The 17,517-nt window shown below is 43.8% G+C and carries 20 protein-coding genes; 1 reads left to right on the top strand and 19 read right to left on the bottom strand.

Translation table 11 applies throughout. The features are described 5' to 3' along the window. Nucleotides 1-33 precede the first annotated feature (33 nt). From GC098_RS03160 to GC098_RS03075, 18 genes are all read right to left on the bottom strand, one after another. Complete coding sequence (locus tag GC098_RS03160; RefSeq protein WP_171640901.1) at nucleotides 34-771, bottom strand: MeeY/MeeF family manganese export membrane protein; 738 nt, start codon at nucleotides 769-771, stop codon at nucleotides 34-36. Between the two features lie 32 nt (nucleotides 772-803). Continuing rightward, entirely contained in the window at nucleotides 804-2,060 is a 1,257-nt protein-coding gene (locus GC098_RS03155) for a TerD family protein (RefSeq protein ID WP_171640899.1), read from the bottom strand. Between the two features lie 71 nt (nucleotides 2,061-2,131). After that, nucleotides 2,132-2,719 carry a TerD family protein gene (locus GC098_RS03150; RefSeq protein ID WP_171640897.1) on the bottom strand — a complete coding sequence of 196 codons (588 nt, stop codon included), beginning with the start codon at nucleotides 2,717-2,719 and terminating at the stop codon, nucleotides 2,132-2,134. A 52-nt stretch (nucleotides 2,720-2,771) separates the two neighbouring features. Beyond that, a complete protein-coding gene (locus tag GC098_RS03145; RefSeq protein ID WP_171640895.1) occupies nucleotides 2,772-3,353 on the bottom strand; it encodes a TerD family protein in 582 nt (193 codons plus the stop codon). Between the two features lie 37 nt (nucleotides 3,354-3,390). Continuing rightward, nucleotides 3,391-3,990, bottom strand: a complete 600-nt coding sequence (locus tag GC098_RS03140) for a TerD family protein (RefSeq protein WP_029195148.1) — start codon at nucleotides 3,988-3,990, stop codon at nucleotides 3,391-3,393. A 106-nt stretch (nucleotides 3,991-4,096) separates the two neighbouring features. Beyond that, nucleotides 4,097-4,543, bottom strand: a complete 447-nt coding sequence (locus GC098_RS03135; protein ID WP_171640892.1) for a tellurite resistance TerB family protein — start codon at nucleotides 4,541-4,543, stop codon at nucleotides 4,097-4,099. A gap of 225 nt (nucleotides 4,544-4,768) precedes the next feature. Further along, nucleotides 4,769-6,097 carry an LLM class flavin-dependent oxidoreductase gene (locus GC098_RS03130; protein WP_171641177.1) on the bottom strand — a complete coding sequence of 443 codons (1,329 nt, stop codon included), beginning with the start codon at nucleotides 6,095-6,097 and terminating at the stop codon, nucleotides 4,769-4,771. Between the two features lie 22 nt (nucleotides 6,098-6,119). Beyond that, nucleotides 6,120-6,650: a GNAT family N-acetyltransferase gene (locus tag GC098_RS03125; RefSeq protein WP_171640890.1), complete on the bottom strand. Its 531-nt coding sequence runs from the start codon at nucleotides 6,648-6,650 to the stop codon at nucleotides 6,120-6,122. 41 nt (nucleotides 6,651-6,691) lie between these two features. Further along, on the bottom strand, nucleotides 6,692-7,168 hold the full coding sequence (locus GC098_RS03120; protein ID WP_171640888.1) for a DinB family protein: 477 nt from the start codon (nucleotides 7,166-7,168) through the stop codon (nucleotides 6,692-6,694). Next, nucleotides 7,165-8,352 (bottom strand): M20 peptidase aminoacylase family protein, encoded by a 1,188-nt coding sequence (locus GC098_RS03115; RefSeq protein WP_171640886.1) that lies wholly within the window; start codon nucleotides 8,350-8,352, stop codon nucleotides 7,165-7,167. Before GC098_RS03115 ends, GC098_RS03120 begins: the two co-directional genes overlap by 4 nt. A 38-nt stretch (nucleotides 8,353-8,390) precedes the next feature. Then, nucleotides 8,391-9,401, bottom strand: a complete 1,011-nt coding sequence (locus GC098_RS03110; RefSeq protein WP_171640884.1) for an LLM class flavin-dependent oxidoreductase — start codon at nucleotides 9,399-9,401, stop codon at nucleotides 8,391-8,393. A gap of 27 nt (nucleotides 9,402-9,428) precedes the next feature. Beyond that, entirely contained in the window at nucleotides 9,429-10,181 is a 753-nt protein-coding gene (locus tag GC098_RS03105; protein WP_171640882.1) for an amino acid ABC transporter ATP-binding protein, read from the bottom strand. Next, nucleotides 10,178-10,888, bottom strand: a complete 711-nt coding sequence (locus tag GC098_RS03100; protein ID WP_171640880.1) for an amino acid ABC transporter permease — start codon at nucleotides 10,886-10,888, stop codon at nucleotides 10,178-10,180. The genes GC098_RS03105 and GC098_RS03100 overlap by 4 nt, the downstream gene beginning before the upstream one ends. After that, complete coding sequence (locus GC098_RS03095) at nucleotides 10,885-11,667, bottom strand: amino acid ABC transporter permease (protein WP_171640879.1); 783 nt, start codon at nucleotides 11,665-11,667, stop codon at nucleotides 10,885-10,887. The genes GC098_RS03100 and GC098_RS03095 overlap by 4 nt, the downstream gene beginning before the upstream one ends. Before the next feature lie 44 nt (nucleotides 11,668-11,711). Continuing rightward, the gene (locus GC098_RS03090) at nucleotides 11,712-12,554 is read right to left on the bottom strand and encodes a transporter substrate-binding domain-containing protein (protein WP_171640877.1); all 843 of its coding nucleotides are present in this window, start codon (nucleotides 12,552-12,554) and stop codon (nucleotides 11,712-11,714) included. A gap of 147 nt (nucleotides 12,555-12,701) precedes the next feature. Next, nucleotides 12,702-13,592 carry a LysR family transcriptional regulator gene (locus tag GC098_RS03085; protein WP_171640875.1) on the bottom strand — a complete coding sequence of 297 codons (891 nt, stop codon included), beginning with the start codon at nucleotides 13,590-13,592 and terminating at the stop codon, nucleotides 12,702-12,704. Nucleotides 13,593-13,778: 186 nt separating this feature from the next. Further along, the gene (locus GC098_RS03080) at nucleotides 13,779-15,362 is read right to left on the bottom strand and encodes a sensor domain-containing diguanylate cyclase (RefSeq protein WP_171640873.1); all 1,584 of its coding nucleotides are present in this window, start codon (nucleotides 15,360-15,362) and stop codon (nucleotides 13,779-13,781) included. A gap of 373 nt (nucleotides 15,363-15,735) precedes the next feature. After that, nucleotides 15,736-16,575, bottom strand: coding sequence for a hypothetical protein (locus GC098_RS03075; protein ID WP_171640871.1), 840 nt, complete (start codon nucleotides 16,573-16,575; stop codon nucleotides 15,736-15,738). Between the two features lie 429 nt (nucleotides 16,576-17,004). Between GC098_RS03075 and GC098_RS03070 the strand changes: the two genes are divergently transcribed. Further along, a complete protein-coding gene (locus GC098_RS03070) occupies nucleotides 17,005-17,217 on the top strand; it encodes a hypothetical protein (protein ID WP_156396697.1) in 213 nt (70 codons plus the stop codon). 70 nt (nucleotides 17,218-17,287) lie between these two features. Here GC098_RS03070 and GC098_RS03065 read toward each other — a convergent pair. Further along, nucleotides 17,288-17,517 (bottom strand): gamma-glutamyltransferase (locus GC098_RS03065; RefSeq protein WP_171640869.1); only part of this gene is annotated, 230 nt, incomplete at its 5' end.

Here is a 17,517-nt window from a genome sequence, read left to right as displayed (position 1 = left end):
AAAGGAGGGATTGTCAATGTATAGACGGTATTATTAGCTAGCTGATTTCTGCTTGTCCTTTTTGCGAAGCAAGCTAAGAACAATCGTGCCTCCAAATATGACAATAAGGGTTGAGAAGAAAAGAACATGTGAAATATGGACACCGAATGCACCGGCAATCATCTTAAGACCAATAATGATAATAAGGATGAAGGCTGCTTTCTCCAACTCTGGAATCTTGTCAATGAGCTTTAAGAAGACCTGCGCCACGCCTCTCATCATAAGTACACCTATGATGCCTCCAAGGAACAATACCCAAACCTGGTCACTTACGCCGAAGGCAGCCAGTACGCTATCGACACTAAAAGCAATATCCATGACTTCTACAGCAAGAACAGTACGCCAGAAGGAAAGCCCTTTATTCTGAACCTCCCCTTCCTCTTCCTTCTTCTTGAAGAAAAGATTACTGATGGCAATCCAAAGGAGATAGGCGCCGCCGAGCACTTTAATCCAAGTAATTTGAACAAGGAACGTACCTACTCCAATAGCTATGAACCTGAAAATGTAGGCACCTAGGAGTCCGTAGAATAAAGCTTTTTTCTGCTGCTCCTTCGGTAAATGCTTTACCATTACTGCCAGTACCAATGCGTTATCAGCGGATAAAAGACCCTCTAAGATAACTAATGTCCCGATAATTCCCCAGTTAACTGGATCAGAAAGTGTTGTTGAAAGCACTTCCCAGTCGAAAAAGTTAAGGAAGTTGTTGATAAAACTTTGAAAAAAATCTGACATGCCTTGACCCTCCTGTATATTTCGCTAATTATTTACTTATTTCCTGCAACCCATCTCATTCCCCATCCAAAGGCTTCATCTAGTGCCTTATGTCCAGAGAAATATTGAACAAGCCGCTCAATGCTAAACGTTTCATTGTTTTGGTTACGAATTAACGCAATGGCACACATGCCCTGACGATTATCGTGTTCGTTCAATTTCACTTCGATGTCGGGTCCGCCATCCTGTTTGATGGACACTACGCCATCTGCTTCAGACCAAGTGGTTGCACCTTCGTAAATGAAGGTAAAAATTAGAATGCGTTCAAATTCAGAAAGCTTATTCCCATTAATTCGAATGTTCTCTCCTGTTGTTACCGAGCCAGTACGGTCATCACCGTCTAGTGCAATATACGGCTCTCTGTGGAGTGAACCGAATCGGTTGCCAAGCGCTTGAATAACGCCCTTTTCACCGTTCTTTAATTCATATAAACAAGCTAGATCCAGATCGATCCCTTTGCTTTTACCGAAAAATCCACCAGGTTTCTTCTTCTGATTCCAGTTTAAATTAATGACAATTTCCCCGAGATTACCTGTCGTCTTTTTCGCAAGACTAATGCGATCGCCTTTTTTCTTCAATTCAATCTTATTCAGATTAATTGGAGCTGGAGGGATAAGAGGAGGTTTACCCGCTTGCGCCGGAGTTGGAACTGGGGGAGGCGTCTGTGTCGGATTAGGTACAGGGTTAGGTGTAGGTTCATCCTTAACCTCGATTCCGAAATTACCGCACAGCGCTTTCAGCCCACCGGAAAAGCCAGACCCAATCGCACTGAATTTCCATTCTGTGCCGTATCTATATAGTTCCCCTACAACAATAGCTGTCTCAACGGAGAATTGATTTCCTAATTCATATCGCAACATATCTTGCCCTGTGCTAGGATGAAAAATCCGTAAATAAGCTTGTGTCACTTGGCTGAATTGCTGCTTTAGCTTCTCACCCTCATGGATGGTTAGTGTAATAGCAACTTTCTCAACATTAGCTGGAACGTTAGAAAATTGAATAGAAAATTGCTTCTTATCGGTCCCATGAGAGGGTTGATCGATGAAATTCACACCGCTTTTTGTAGGATTGTTGTAGAATACCAACTGTTCGTCATTATCTACCTTCCCATTAGCGCCTAACAAGAATGCTGAAGTATCCAGATCTATGTTCGCAGGAGAGTTCCATCCGAGTCCAATACCAATCTGTGAGAGTCCCGGATTTGTTTTTGTAACATCCGTCTTTTGGCCTTTAACAAGAGATATATGCATAAGGGCTGTCCCTTCCGTACTAATAATTGAAGGGTGATGCCTTACTAGCACCACCCCACCTGTTTCTGAATTTACTGAGCATCAAGTCCATAGTTTTTACAAAGGGCTTGGAGACCACCTTGAAAACCACTTCCCACAGCTTGGAACTTCCATTCTTGACCTTGGCTATCTCGGTACAATTCACAAATGACAACGGCAGTTTCTACAGAAAAGTCCTCGCCCAAGTCATAACGTAAAATCTCCCGATTCGTTACCTCATCAACAAGGCGAACGAACGCATTCGATACTTGTCCGAAATTTTGACTACGATTAGTCGCATCATGGATCGTTACTGCAATACCGACTCGGTGAATATGCGCAGGGATTTTGGAGAAATCAACTTTGATTTGCTCGTCATCCCCATCACCATCACCTGTCCGATTGTCGCCAGTATGCTGAACGCAACCATTTACACCAACCAAGTTGTTGTAAAAAATAAAGTCCTCAAGCCCTTTGGCTTTACCTTCAGCATGAAGTAGAAAGGCTGACGCATCCAAATCGAATGAATGCCCACCACTATATTTGTTCGTATCCCAACCTAATCCGATAATAGCCTTACTGAGACCAGGGTTCGACTTCGTTAAGTCAATTCTTTGACCTTTTGACAAGCTGATTGACATTGCTGCATCTCCTTAGAGTTTTCGCAAGAAAACTAGCATTATTAGTAAAATCTTAGGAAGTTTGCAAGCCGTAGTCGCGAGCTAATCCTGCAAGACCGTCTTTGTAGCCGCTACCGATTGCGCTGAATTTCCATTCGCCCGCGTTACGGTACAATTCACCGATGACTACGCCTGTTTCAATGGAGAAGTCTTCTCCTAGATCAAAACGAATCAATTCTGCGCCTGAACCTTCGTTAAGAATACGAACGTAAGCATTGGAAACTTGTCCAAAGTTTTGCGCTCTTGCTTCTGCATCATGAATCGTAATGCAGAAAGCAATTTTTTCCGTTTCTGCGGGAACTGCACTCAGATCAACATTGATTTGCTCATCGTCTCCATCACCTGCACCGGTACGATTGTCGCCGGTATGTACGATAGAACCGTTCGCATTCTTCGGGTTGTTGTAAAAGATGAAATCAGATTCAGTTCCTACTTTACCAGAAGCATTAACAGCGAAAATGGAAGCGTCTAGATCGAAATCTTTACCGCCATCATATTTGTTCGTGTCCCAACCTAAACCAACAATAACTTTAGTTAAACCTGGGTTTGTTTTTGTTAAATCTACTTTTTGACCTTTGGATAGTGAAATTGCCATTGAAATAACCTCGCTTTATAGGGGATTTTGTTTAATCTTATTGATATCGTTTAACTAATTGGCCAATCGTTGTATCTGTGCTGCCTTCACCAATCGCGTTGAATTTCCATTCTCCGCTATGACGATAAAGTTCACCAACAATCAGGGATGTTTTACCGGAATAATCTTCGGTCAGATTAAATTTAATTAATTCTTGGTTATTCGAATCATTTACTAATCGGATATAGGCGGATTGAACGAGACCGAAATCTTGTTTTCTATTTACGCAGTCGTAAATATTAACAACGAATACGATTTTACTAACATCCGCAGGAACTTGTCCTAAATTAACAGATACTTGCTCATCATCGCCATCGCCTTCCCCCGTGCGGTTATCACCGGAGTGAACAACGGAACCATCAGGGCTTTGCAAGTTTGCGAAGAAAACAACATTCTTCTCTTTAGTCAATTTCCCATTCTCATCTAATAAGATGACGGAAGCGTCGCAATCAATTTCAACAGCTGTTTTTTTGGATCCGAAGAAACCTTTCTTCTCCACAACCGCAGGATCCCAACCTAGTCCAACTACAACTTTGGAAAGACCCGCATTACCTTTGGTTAAATCAATTTTTTGACCTTTGACCAAGCTAATTGTCAACGAGGTCACCTCCTCTCATATCCTGTATTCGTTCATTCTTTCATTTGATACGGATGAAGTTCGAACACGTTTCATTTTTCCGATTAAATGTTTTGTAAATCGACGATCAAAGACTAAATTCGCTAGGATTGAGGTTCAGCGCGTTACAAATATCTTTGACAACCTTCTTCTCTTGATCATCAAAATCACCGTCTGCAGCACCAATTGCGCAGCATACCGCAATGATGATTCGTCCAACTTCGGGCTTATTGCTAAACTTGGAAATAACTTTAAGAGCCTCTTGCTTGCCTACAATGGCTGAGAATTCAAAGTTGCCAGCAAAGTGGTTAAAGCGAGCGATGACATTACTTACATCAAAAACTTTAAGCTCTTCGCTACGGCTGATGTAACCAATCATCTTTTCTTTTTCTGAATTACCAATACTGCCATCAGCAGCCGCTACAATCGCGCAACCTGCTACAACGGCATCCAGAAAATCTTTGTTTTGAAATTTTTTGACTTGCTCGGACAAGCCTGTTTTCGCACTTGAAAACCATGATTTAAACGTACTCATTTCAGCACCACCTATATGATTTAGTAACACATTTTGACTATAGGCTACATTTTTCTCCACAATAGTCTATGTTCACAGTTTATACGATTACACATTTGTTTTCAAATATTGGAATTTCGAAGCTGCTTTGGGAAATAATTCAACCTAAACGCCATAAAACCGCCCAAAACGGGCGGTTAAAGACTAAGTAAATAAAATGGAAATGAGCACCAATACTAACTGACTTTAGATAGTAGCCTCTACCTTCGTGTAGCGATTCGCCGGAATCGGTACGCCTAGGTTTCCCCGCAGCGTGTCGGATTCATACTCTTTTCGGTATATACCGCGCTCTTGTAGGATCGGCACAACGAGATCGACGAAATCGTCCAATCCTTTGGGAAGAGCTGCAGCAATAATAAAGCCGTCTGCCGCTTCTTCTTTGAACCAGAGTTCGACACGATCCGCTACTTGTTCAGGTGTTCCCGTGAACTCATTGCGCGGGGTTGCCACGCTAAGCGCCACTTGTCTCAAAGTGAGATTTTTCTCTTTCGCCGTTTGCTTGATTTTATCCGTACCGCTGCGGAAACTGTTGCTGCCGAAATCGCCGAGATCCGGGAACGGTTCATCAAGTGGATATTGAGAGAAATCGTGGTGCTCAAAGAAGCGCCCGAGAAAATCCAAAGCTTTATCAATCGTAACTAAATTAGCAATTTCTTGATATTTGCTTTCCGCTTCTTCTTCTGTGCGTCCGATAATCGGGCTAATCCCAGGAAGAATAACGAGATCTTCGGCTGAACGGCCAGAAGCTACCGCTCTGCTTTTAATATCCTGATAATAAGCCTTAGCTTCCTCAATCGTTTCGTGTCCGGCAAATATGGCATCAGCGACTTTAGCCGCGAAAGCCCGACCATCCTCAGAGGCTCCTGCTTGGAAGATAACCGGTTGACCTTGCTTCGAACGAGCAATATTGAGTGGTCCCTGCACGGAGAAAAACTCTCCTTTGTGGTTCAACGTATGCAGTTTGCTCGGATCAAAGAATACGCCGCTTTCTTTATCCCGGACGAAGGCATCGTCTTCCCAGGAATCCCAAAGTCCACGCGCCACTTCTAAGAATTCATTCGCGATTCGATATCGTTCTGGATGTGTAGGGTGCTGGTCTTTGCTATAATTTCTAGCTGATCCCTCTAGAGGTGAAGTCACGATGTTCCAGCCTGCACGCCCATCACTGATCAGATCAATCGAGCCGAATTGTCTGGACACAGTAAATGGCTCGCTGTAGGAGGTCGAAAGTGTACCAACGAGACCGATGTTGGACGTGACAGCAGCCAGCGCCGAAAGAATCGTAATCGGTTCAAACCGATTCAAAAAGTGAGGAATGGATTTCTCGGTAATGTAAAGACCGTCTGCAATAAAAACCAGGTCGAATTTACCGGCTTCAGCTTTCTGGGCTTGCTGTTTATAAAAGCCAAAATTGACGCTGGCATCAGTAATCGCCTCGGGATGGCGCCATCCTGATATGTTTCCACCAACACCATGAATGATTGCTCCAAGCTTCAGTTGCTTTTGTTTTGACATCATCATCACGTCCTTATGATTATTATTGAAGAATCGCTGCTTCTTTCAACTGCAAGCGGTAGCTTTTTACAACGTTTTCGCCCTTTAAAATGTCCTTATCAACTGCCCGTTCGAAGCCTAAACGCTCATAAAGCTTCACGGCAGATTCCATCATATCGGAAGTGTGCAGATGCAGTGTAGATGCACCCAATTCCAGCGCTCGCCGGGCGCTTTCTTTAATTAGCTCCGTAGCGATTCCCTTGCCTCTAGCTTGCGGAGAAACAGCTAATAATCGAATAATCGGAGTATGGATATCCAATTCAGGAAGTCCATAGGCAACCTGAGAAGACAGGAACAAGAGGGAGCTGCCCACGATTTCTCCATTGATTTCAGCAATTAGTCGTGCAGAAGGAGCGTCGCCATCTACTGAGGCAAGAATGTTGTCTCTGTACTGCTGCCATCCTTCGGGAGGAAGAACTGCTTCGTACTGACTGTAGGCATCAATAAGAAGCTGCCTGATCACCTCACGGTCTTCTGTACGAGCTTCACGAATCCGAATCCTATTTGTACTCATTTCCCCCACACCTCTTTCTATCACAATAGGTTTAATCGGTTTTATATGGCGGCTTGCCTAGCTTGTTTAATCCGCTCTATTTGGGCAAGATGCACTTGCACATGTGCGGTAAAAGATTGAACGACATCCGTTAATGCTAACGTCTGTCCTTTGAAGTTAACACCCGTTTTCTCCCAATCTTGTGGGGATATTCTTCGCAATAATAGGCTGTTATACGTCAACAGCGCTTGGAAGGCATCCAAAATATCAACGGCTGCGCCTTCATTCGCCTTGGCACTACTTACCCAAGCATCTTGCCCAAAGGCAGGCAGTTGAACCGTGGAGCCAGAAATAATCTCGCGAATGCGAAAGGAAACAACAATGTTATGATCCGTCAAATGGGACAGAACTTCCGTCACACTCCATTTATCCTCGGTCTCCTTCCATCTCAACTGCTCTTCCGTAAGACCTTCAATCGCTGATCTCAACTGTTTATTAGTATCTATATAAGGCCCAATATCGATTACAAGTTGACTCATCCTGATACCTCCACTTCGAATTTGGAGCTTATTTGCTTGAGAGCTTGCTCCGCTAATATGGCAAAATAGCTAGCGCTGATCGGCAGCGCGCGCTCATCTAGATCAAAGGCGGGATGGTGCCATTCCTGCGTACCCGATGTGCCCATAAATAAAAAGATACCTGGCACCTTCTTCTGATAGAAAGCAAAGTCTTCCCCTGCTAGAGATGGTGTAGGCGTGATGACTTGCAAGCCTGCAATATCCGCAGCTCGGGTTGCTAATTCCGCTAACCCCGCATCGTTCTGCACGGCTGGAGGACCCTTGATCCATCGTACCGTTGCCTTCGTCCCATAAGCAGCCGCTACACCATGAACCACTTGATCGAACCTGTTCAGAACCGTGGCTCGAACCTCCTCATTGAATGTCCTCACCGTTCCATCTAAGACCGCTTTATCCGGAATGACATTCCAAGCGGTTCCACTGTGTATCTTGGTGACGCTTATCACGGCGCTTTGCAGCGCACTCACATTTCGGCTTACAATCGCTTGGAGTGCTGTGACGATATGTGCGCCGGTTACGATGGGATCTATCCCCGCTTCAGGCACTGCAGCATGTGTGCCCTTACCCTCGATTTCAACAACGAACCCATCTGCAGAAGCCATGAGTGGCCCCGGTTTAATGCCGATTGTGCCCACAGGAAGATCGGGTTTATTGTGCATCCCAAATACCGCACGAACCCCCTCTAAGGCACCGCTTCTGATGACCTGCTCCGCTCCTTGCGCTTTCTCCTCTGCCGGTTGGAAAATGAAACGAACCGTGCCCTGCAGCTCCTTCTCTTGCTGCTTTAATAAGAAAGCGGCGCCCAGAATGGCTGCGGTATGAAAATCATGTCCGCAAGCATGCATGGTGCCCGGAACCAATGAGGCATAAGCCAGTCCAGTAGCTTCCTGGACAGGCAAAGCATCAATATCGGCTCGCAGCGCAATAATGGGTCCTTCGTGCAGACCTCCAACCTCCGCGACAAGACCTGTTTTCAGCGGAAAGTTAGCCACTCGAATGCCCGCTTCCTGCAGCCAGCCTCGGATCGATGCGGTTGTTTGAACTTCTTCGTTTGATAATTCCGGATTTTGATGCAGATGACGCCGAATCGCGATCAGTTTCTGCTCAAATGCCGACTGTGATTGTTCCGATAGCGCTTCGCTCATGCTCATTCCCCCTCCAAAAAGACGTATGGCGTTTTTACCTACACAAGCAGCTCCGAGAACGCCTCACTAAGCAATTCAAAGGACCGCAAGCGCTTGGCGAAATCTTTCACCGACGTTGTAACGATGAACTCATCTACCCCATACGTTTGCTGGATGTCCAGCAGCCTTTGGCGGACGGATTCTTTGGTTCCTTTCGTTATCTCCGCTTCCTTCTCTTCTACGGTGAATTTGGCTTGTGTTTGCCGTCCATACTCCTCGGCTTGTTCAAGCGTTCCTACCGTCAATGTTTTACCGTTTTCCAAATGGATTTTGACATTTTTATATTCGCCAGCCAGCACTTTAGCCTCTTCTTCTGTGTCAGCTACAATTAAGGACAGAGCCAAGATCGCCTTCGGCTGTCCGCCATGTTCTCGATTAAATCCAGTGTGATACGCTTCAAAAGCTGCCGCTGCCACAGCATGATCACCATTAATGAATTGGGCAAATACATAAGGAAGCCCTAATTCAGCAGCTAATTCTGCACTGGCCGCAGTGGCGCCAAGCAGATAGATATCCGCTGGATGTGTCGGAATCGGAGATACCCGAAGTCCTGTAAGTGGATGGAAAGCATCCAATCGATTATGAACAAATTGTTTGAGTTCCTTCAGCTTCTCCGATAAAGTAGCTGGCTCCGTGATGCCCTGCTGCAGAGCTTTCGTAGAACGAGGAAGCCCGCCAGGTGCCCTTCCGATACCGAGATCTACTCTTCCAGGTGCTAATGCTGCCAGGACATTAAAGTTTTCTGCTACTTTGTATGGACTGTAATGCTGCAGCATGATGCCGCCAGAGCCAATGCGAATGCGCTCTGTTTTCGCTAATAAATGAGAAATTAGCACCTCGGGCGATGAACCCGCCAATTGATCGGAATCATGATGCTCCGATACCCAAAAGCGGTGATAGTCCAGCTTTTCCGCTAATTGCACAAGCTCAATCGTATGCTGCAGAGCGGCTTCCGCATTCTCCCCCGGGAAAATAACGCTTTGATCCAAAATACTAAGTTTGATCCCCATATCATCCACTCCGTATTCGCTGTAAATTTAAATGTTAAACGTATACTCCGGCGTAATTCGTTTCAAAAATTGTCTCGTACGCTCTTCCTTCGCATCGCTAAAAATATCCTGAGGCCTTCCTTCTTCCACAATCACACCTTGATCCATAAAAACAATATGATTCGAAACTTCACGAGCAAAGCCCATTTCATGCGTAACGACGATCATCGTAATGCCTTCTTTGGCAATTTTCTGAATTACCTCCAGCACCTCACCAACCAACTCAGGATCAAGTGCAGAGGTAGGTTCATCGAACAAAATCACTTCTGGATTGAGTGCCAGCGCACGGGCAATGCCCACCCTCTGCTGCTGTCCGCCTGACAGTTGGCTTGGATAAGCGTCCAGCTTACTTCCCAGCCCCACTTTCTCCAGCATTTGAATGCTCGTTTGCCGTGCAGTTTCTTTGGATTGCTTCTGTACAATGACAAGGCCTTCCATCACATTTTCCAGCACCGTTTTATGTTTAAATAAATTGTAATGTTGAAATACCATCGCCGTTTTCTTACGCAGCGTGTGAATATCCTGTTTGTTCGGGCGCTTGCAATTGATGGTGAAATCCCCAATCGTTACCTCACCTTGATTCGGCTTCTCCAAGTAATTGATGCAGCGAAGCAGCGTCGTTTTGCCTGAACCGCTTGGGCCAAGGATACAGACGACTTCTCCTTTTTTTACCGTCAAATTGATACCTTTCAGCACCTCATGCTTGCCGAATGCTTTGGTGATATTCGCCATTTTGATCATCGTACACCACCTCGGTTGTAAATATTTATTCGTTTCTCAAGCAGCTCCGTTATCTTCTCGATCAGAATCGTCACTCCCCAGAACAGGAAAGCCGCGGCAATATACGATTCAAAGAATTTCCAATTTGTCGTAGCAACGATTTGCGCTTTGGCATTAATTTCAACAACGGATACCGTGAAAGCCAGTGTAGAACCGTGAAGCATACCTATGAACGAATTGGATAAGTTAGGCAAGCTAACAGCCAATGCCTGAGGAAGCACGATGCGCTTTAACGCTTGCGGTGTTGTCATGCCAATGGAATAGGCAGCTTCGATTTGCCCCTTATTCACGGCTAGAATGCCTGATCTAACTACCTCAGCCAAATAGGCTCCTGCTGTAATCGAGAAGGAAAGAAAGGCAAAACCGATCATTGGAATAGAAGTCGATCGGAAACTCCAACCGAGGACTGCTGCCAAAGAATCAATAATCACAGGTAATCCGAAATAAATGAGCAGCAAGTGCATTAGCATCGGTGTTCCTCGGATGAACGTCACATAGCCGCTTGCGATGTAATGGATAACAGGTACGCGGTATATTCGGATGATCGCCACTGCCGATCCAATCAGAAATCCAAAGAAAACCGATACAAACGTAATTAGCAGCGTAATGGGCAAAGCAGAAAGCAGTTGAAAAAAGGCGGAACCGATAAACCCAAGATCGAGTTTCATGATTGATACCCTCCTTTATCCGTTTGAGCGGATGCTGCCCAAGGTGTCTTAAATAAACGCCTAAATGTAAACTTCGAATCACGTTGAACAATGGGTTGTTCATGCCGCAGCAGTCTATTCTCGATATCCAAGAACAGCTTCTCTAACGCGTAACAAATGACAAAGTAGATGAGCGATAAACAAATGTAAGTTTCAATAAAATGCTGTGTTGCCGCACCAAGCGTCTGGGCTTTCCCCATCAATTCCATCGCGCCTAACGAAAAGGCTAACGAAGTATCCTTCAAATTGGCGATAAGCAGATTCGCAAAGTTCGGTATCGATATGGCAAGCGCTTGTGGCATGATGATACGTGTAAAGGCTTGGTACCCTGTCATACCTATCGCATAGGCAGCCTCAATTTGCCCTCGATCCACAGCTTTCACAGCAGCCCGAATGACTTCAGAGATATAAGCACCGCCATGCAGGCCAAAAGTCAGAATGACGAAGGTCAGGACGGGGGCTTTGGAGACATCGACGTTAATGAGCTTCAATATCTCGGGAAGTCCATAATAGATGAGGAACAACTGGATGAGGATCGGTGTCCCCCGGAAAAATGACACATAGATTTGGGATATCCTTCTTAGCACCGGAACCTCATACAGCCTTGGCAGGGCTATGAGGAATCCGATTAGTACACCCAGCAGCATAGAGCAAGCTACGATAAACAATGTGATATGCAGATAAGATACTAATTTGGGTAAAAAATCAAAGACATAGGTGATTTCAAATTGTTGTTCCATGCGGACGATCTCACCTTTCTGTACCGTTCTTACTCAAAGCTGCATTAATCTTTTTTCGTATAATCTCCGCCCAGCCATTGAATGCTAAGTTTGGAAAGCGTTCCATCTGCTTTCACTGCCTTCAACGCCACGTCGATTTTATCCGCAAGAGCTTGCCCGTCTTTATCATTTTTGCGGAAGAGGAAACGAACCTCAGCTTCTTCAATAATCGGACCCACTGCTTTTAATTTGGTTTGCGGGTCGACCAGCGGCAGTAAGAAATCCGCTCCGAGTGCTCCGTCTGCACGTCCTGTTGTAAGCTGGCTAACCAAGTCGTTGGCAGCACCGTTTTGGTAAACAATTTTGATCGCGTTATCGTTTGCTTTATTATAATTTTCTAATAGCGTAGATTCGGCACTAGTCGCTGTCGTTAACGCTTTTTTACCTTTTAAGTCATCAATCGATTTAATGTTTGTATTGTCTTTAGCCACGATAACTTTTGTTTTCCAGTAGGCATAAGGCTCGTTGTTGAAAAGGTATTTTTGCTCTCTTTCCTTGTTCTTCTCGATTTCGTGGGCAACAAAGTCAATTTTGTTCGTTTCCAAGCTCAGGAGCAGGTTAGCGAAATCCATCGTTTTGAATTCAAACTCATACTCAGGAAGGCGTTTATCCAGTTCTTTGACAAGCTCGATATCATAACCGGTAAGCTTACCGTCTTTATCAAGAAAAGCTACATTCGGAAATTGTGTGCCCGTTCCTACAATAATCTTCTTCACTTTGACGGGCTCCGCCACAGCAGTTGAAGCAGTTGCCTTCGGTGATGCGATCGTTTCTGTATTTTTCGCCCCGCAGCCTGCTGCTACCAAAGCCAAAGTTAGTGTTGTTCCAAGGATTGTTAATTTTCTCATCTGTGTATACCCTCCATTTTTTCGGTTATAATATTAAAACTTATAATTCCTACTTGTTTTGTATGAATTAATATTAGCACTAATTTATCATCAAGTTTCACAACTGGATAATAGAGTTTTTCTATAAGCATATATAAGAATCTGATATTACCCTTTCGTTCGGCCCCATAATCCTTTGCAAATATCCAAAATACTGTTGAAAAATAACGTATTTTCCCCATTTAGCGTAATCAAGTTCGTCTGCAAGGCAATGCCCGCTGTCTCTGGGAAGTCAATTGGAAATAGCTTATTGTCCTTAACTTCCTGACTGGCGCTAAGCCCAGGCAAGAACGCGATACCCGCCCGCTGTAGAACCAGCTTCTTGGCTGTTTCGGAGTTATCCGTCTGGATCTGGATGTTTGGCGACTCCTTCAAACTATCAAATACACGGTGAATCCGCATCCAGTCTAGCGAGCCGCACTCAAAGAAAATAAGAGCCTGACGTCCGATGTCTTGGATCGTTAAGTTTTCTTTCCCAATAAAAGGATGCCCTTCATAGACATAGAGTCGAATAGGATCTTCATAAATTTTGGCTGACAAAATACTTGGATGGGTGATTCCCCGTACAAAGCTGATATCCACATCTCGGTTCAGAACTTTGTTGACGAGATCATCCGTTATTCCTGTCGTTAGTTTAAAATTGATTTCCGGGTATTTATGCTTCATCTTGGGGATGATTACTGGCATCATGTAATTAGATACAGATACCGTACAGCCGATTCGCAGCTCATTAGGCAGCGCCTTTTTCTGCTTAAGATGGATTTTACCCTTCTGAAATGTTTGCAGTAATTGCTGCGCGTAAGGAAGAAACTTCCTGCCATCTTCCGTTAAATGAACTTGCTTGCCAATTCGATCAAAGAGCCGACAATCCAATTCCCGTTCTAACGATTGAATTCTAGCTGTTACCGAAGGCTGGGAAAGGAATAATACTTCCGATGCCTTGTTAAAGCTGCCATAATGGATGACATACACGAACGCTTCAATATTCTCAATATTCATCGCAGTGCCCCTCCAGTTAGACCTAAAAAGATGTTACGTTAACTATTCCAATGAGTTAACTCGGAATTAAATATTTTCATTACTATAAGCTTTCTACCAATCGCTGTCAATATAAGAAATGTCTCTTCATTAGAAAAAAACCTTAGCTCCGCCGCAAATTCTTGCGATTGATCTAAGGTCTTTGGACTATGCATATTTAGGATCGTAAGCAACGGTACAATTCCGCCCTTTTCCTTTGGCAAAATAGAGCGCTTGATCCGCATGATCAAGCACTTCATGTGCCGTCACTCCATCTGTTGGGAATGAGGACACTCCCAAAGATACCGTGATGGGTTGACCTACTGGGCTTATGGTTATTTCCAGCTTATTACGGATCTTCTCCGCATACAGATACGCATCATCTTTCGTCACATGGGGCAGCAGAACAATGAATTCCTCTCCGCCAAAGCGGAAGTAGTGTTCGTTCTCACTTGTCATTGAAAGCAGAAGCTTTCCTAAATATTTTAGAACGGTATCTCCTACAAGATGCCCATGTGTATCATTAATAACTTTGAAATGATCAATATCCAGTACAATGAGTGAAAAATCTATGCCTTCCTCCAACCATTCAAGCATTTGTGTTTCCATACTCCTTCTGTTGGCAAGACCCGTTAAATTATCCGTTTGAGCTTCCAGTGCATATTGAATCGCTCTCTTTTGCAAAGCATCGATCGTGATTAACATGGTTTTGTACAAATGATAGGCTTCATACGTATTCGTTCTTACCTTTGGCAGATCTGCGACTTGTTTGCCATTCAGGATTTTATAGGCAGTCGCAGCCAATCGAGCATAGGGAAGAGTCAACTTTTTGGCCAGCCATGCCGTTAGCATAAGTATGAGGAGGAGAAAGGGTAATGAGTACAGAATGGCATTTTTGATCAAACGCATCGATTTTTCATTTATCTCCTCCAGCGGCGATTGCACAACGATTCCCCACCCGTTAGCAGGGACATAAGAATATCCAGCAAGCATCGGCACTCCCAAGGTATTCACGACTTTCTCCTTACCGCTATGTCCATTAATGAGCTTGGCTACCACTGGATTGGCACTTACATTCTCACCTAACCGATTGTGATCTGGATGATAAATAAGATTTCCAGCCCCATCAACAACATAGATATATGAACCTGATGGAGAGTAGCTGTTGGAACCGAATATATCATTTAACACATTGTTTTCTCGTAAATAAATAGCGCCTCCTAATGAACCCAAATACTGGCCTGAGGAATTAAATATGGGATTTGTCATTAATACAATAAGCCTATTCGTTACAGATTCAAAAGGTGCTGAGATCGCAGCCTTTCGCTGCTCAATCGCATCTAATACGGCTTTCGATGTCAGTTTTTTGCTTGTGAGACCTACCGAAACAGGAGAAATGGCTAAGACATTCCCATTGGCGTCATTGACCATTTGTGAATTAAAGTAATTGCTGCTCCCCGTTACCAAATCCAATTGGGCTTGAATAGAATCTGGTGTTTGCATACTCTTCTCCTGGTGTTCAGAGGTCACTTTCAAACTTCTCTCCATCGCTTTGAAAAGGGAGTTCATAGTCACGCTCATTTTTTTGGCGCTTTCATAATTAAGCTCTAGTGTCGTTTCATACAAGGAATCTCGTTCCGCCTTAAACGAAGCAGCTATTTGAATGATAGAAATGATCGAAATAGATACAAGCATCAATAGAATTATAAAATGAACAAGTCGTATCCGCGGAGCAGCATCGGTTGTTCTCATACTCCTCATCTCCTAAAAAAGATAGATACGAGTCGTTTCGACAACTTTCGACAGATCTCCTTCATTTTTAATGCCATGCATACAATTAAACCTAAATAATGATATAACCTGCTTGCGCCAGTCTTAGTCGAGAGTATTTGAAAGGTTGCGTTGTACACGATGCAACAACGAGGAGTGAGAGGCAAGATTAGGGCAGCAATTGTTTCACTTTATACAACATCATTCAACCGCTAATATTCATACTTCACAACTGAGCGTATCGCTAAAACAATTAGCTTAATTAAGCAAGATTTTGCTGAGCCTTTGCGTATCGAACAATTAACGATGGCTGTTAATATGAGCGCTTCTTCGAAATTAAGCGGTTTCGTGGTAACTAAACCTTCCAGTTCAAAACGGTTTCCAGCATCGACTTCAGAAGCTTCACCCGGTGCAGCTCTGGTTTTACTTTCACTATTTTAAAATCATTCCTAATATGCTGGATAAAATCTATCCGTAAACGTTCTAGCTGCTCTTCCGTTAAAACGTACAAATAATCTAGGACTGATTCGTACGTATGATACCATTCGGCGTTTTCCAAAAACGTATAGGATGAACGTTGGTACCACTCTTTTACATGACTCTTCAATGCAGCTGTTATAGTATCATCGTGCCCCGACATTGCATAAAGTCGATCAGAGGACAGTAGGTTTCTGTACTTGATCATTCTATCATCAGGGAACGAATTGGGAAGTGCATAAAACTGGATTACATGATCCAAAATTTCAATATAAGCATGAGGTCCAGCTAGTTTTGGACTAAATTGACACTTAACCGCGGCATGGGCGATGCTCTTAAGCAAATGCAGTGCTTCTGTGGCTTCCTTTTTATCAGGCGAACCTTCAAAAAATAACCCTTGCTTTCCCGCACGAATTTCAGCCCGGTCAATCGCATCATGGAGCGCATCTTCAAACTGATCTTTGTTGTAGGGTGCCCACTGATCGATATGATCTGTAAGGTCCACGCTCATGCCAAACTCTCTACGGATAATGCTTAGCAGATTAATCCCGCCGCTGCCGTTAACTACAGCCAATATATCGTGTAAGAACCTTTCCAAGTTTTTTGCCTTCTTCGTGGCCCCCATAATTTCACTGGGAATCGTATAACGGGTCTCAGCCTTTTTTTGCTCCAGATTGGTAATAAGCTCCTTCAACTCTGAGAGTAATGAATGCTCCATTCTTATAACCTCCGCTTTATTCTTTTTTATTGAATAGTTCCCCCTACTGACTATTTTTATCAAACATTACAGAAGCATTCCCTTCGACATCAGCGAGGAATATGAGAACACATCGTCGAGAACGTAAATTTTACATATGCAGGGGTCACAATTGACGACGGAAACCGATAGAAAAAGATTAACCGCTTTTAGCGGTTTTTTGGGGTCAAAAAAGTTTTAATGCTACTTTAAACATATCAGCAATCAAATTGTCACTACTGTTCGGTTATGAAAAAAATACAAACTTAAGTATATATAAGACATCATTATGACTTTATAATATTTAAATAATACACACTATTTAAATATAGTGTATACTATTTATGAGATCATAAAGCAGACTATGAGTACAAGAAAGGATTGAGAAGTGTGATAAACAACATCCATTCAATGGCTGAGGAAATTATTATTTCCGCCCAACCCGATCGAACGATCGATAAGGAAGCTAATAAGAACGGACATCTGCTATGTCCAAGGTGCAACAGCAAAACCGGGGAGTTCCTAATTCTAGGTGAAGTCTGCACTCTTTGCTTGGACGAATTGGAGTTTGGCTATCCTTCCTTTCCCTCTTATCCATTAAGTGAATATAATAAAGGCGGCTAATATGAGCCGCCCCTTTTTAATATTCTTACAGCAATAAAGTTTATTCCGCATTGTGTTTAGGGGTTGTATCTTATTCGCTTACTTGACTTGCTCCTCCCCGTCTTGGATCGGCAGCACCAACTATTTGTCCTGTGTCATGACATCTCATTAATCCGTGAATCCCCCCGTAAAACATAGGATCCTCATTGTTCACTACCTCATATCCGAGCTTGGCTAAATCATCTGCCACAGCAGCCGGAAGCGGGCTCTCAACAGATATCATTCTTTCATCTATAAAAAACCGCGAGGCAGCTACTGCTT

It is taken from the genome of Paenibacillus phytorum (assembly GCF_013141715.1).
Taxonomy (GTDB): Bacteria; Bacillota; Bacilli; order Paenibacillales; family NBRC-103111; genus Paenibacillus_E; species Paenibacillus_E phytorum.
This window is presented reverse-complemented; position numbering and strand designations above follow the sequence as displayed.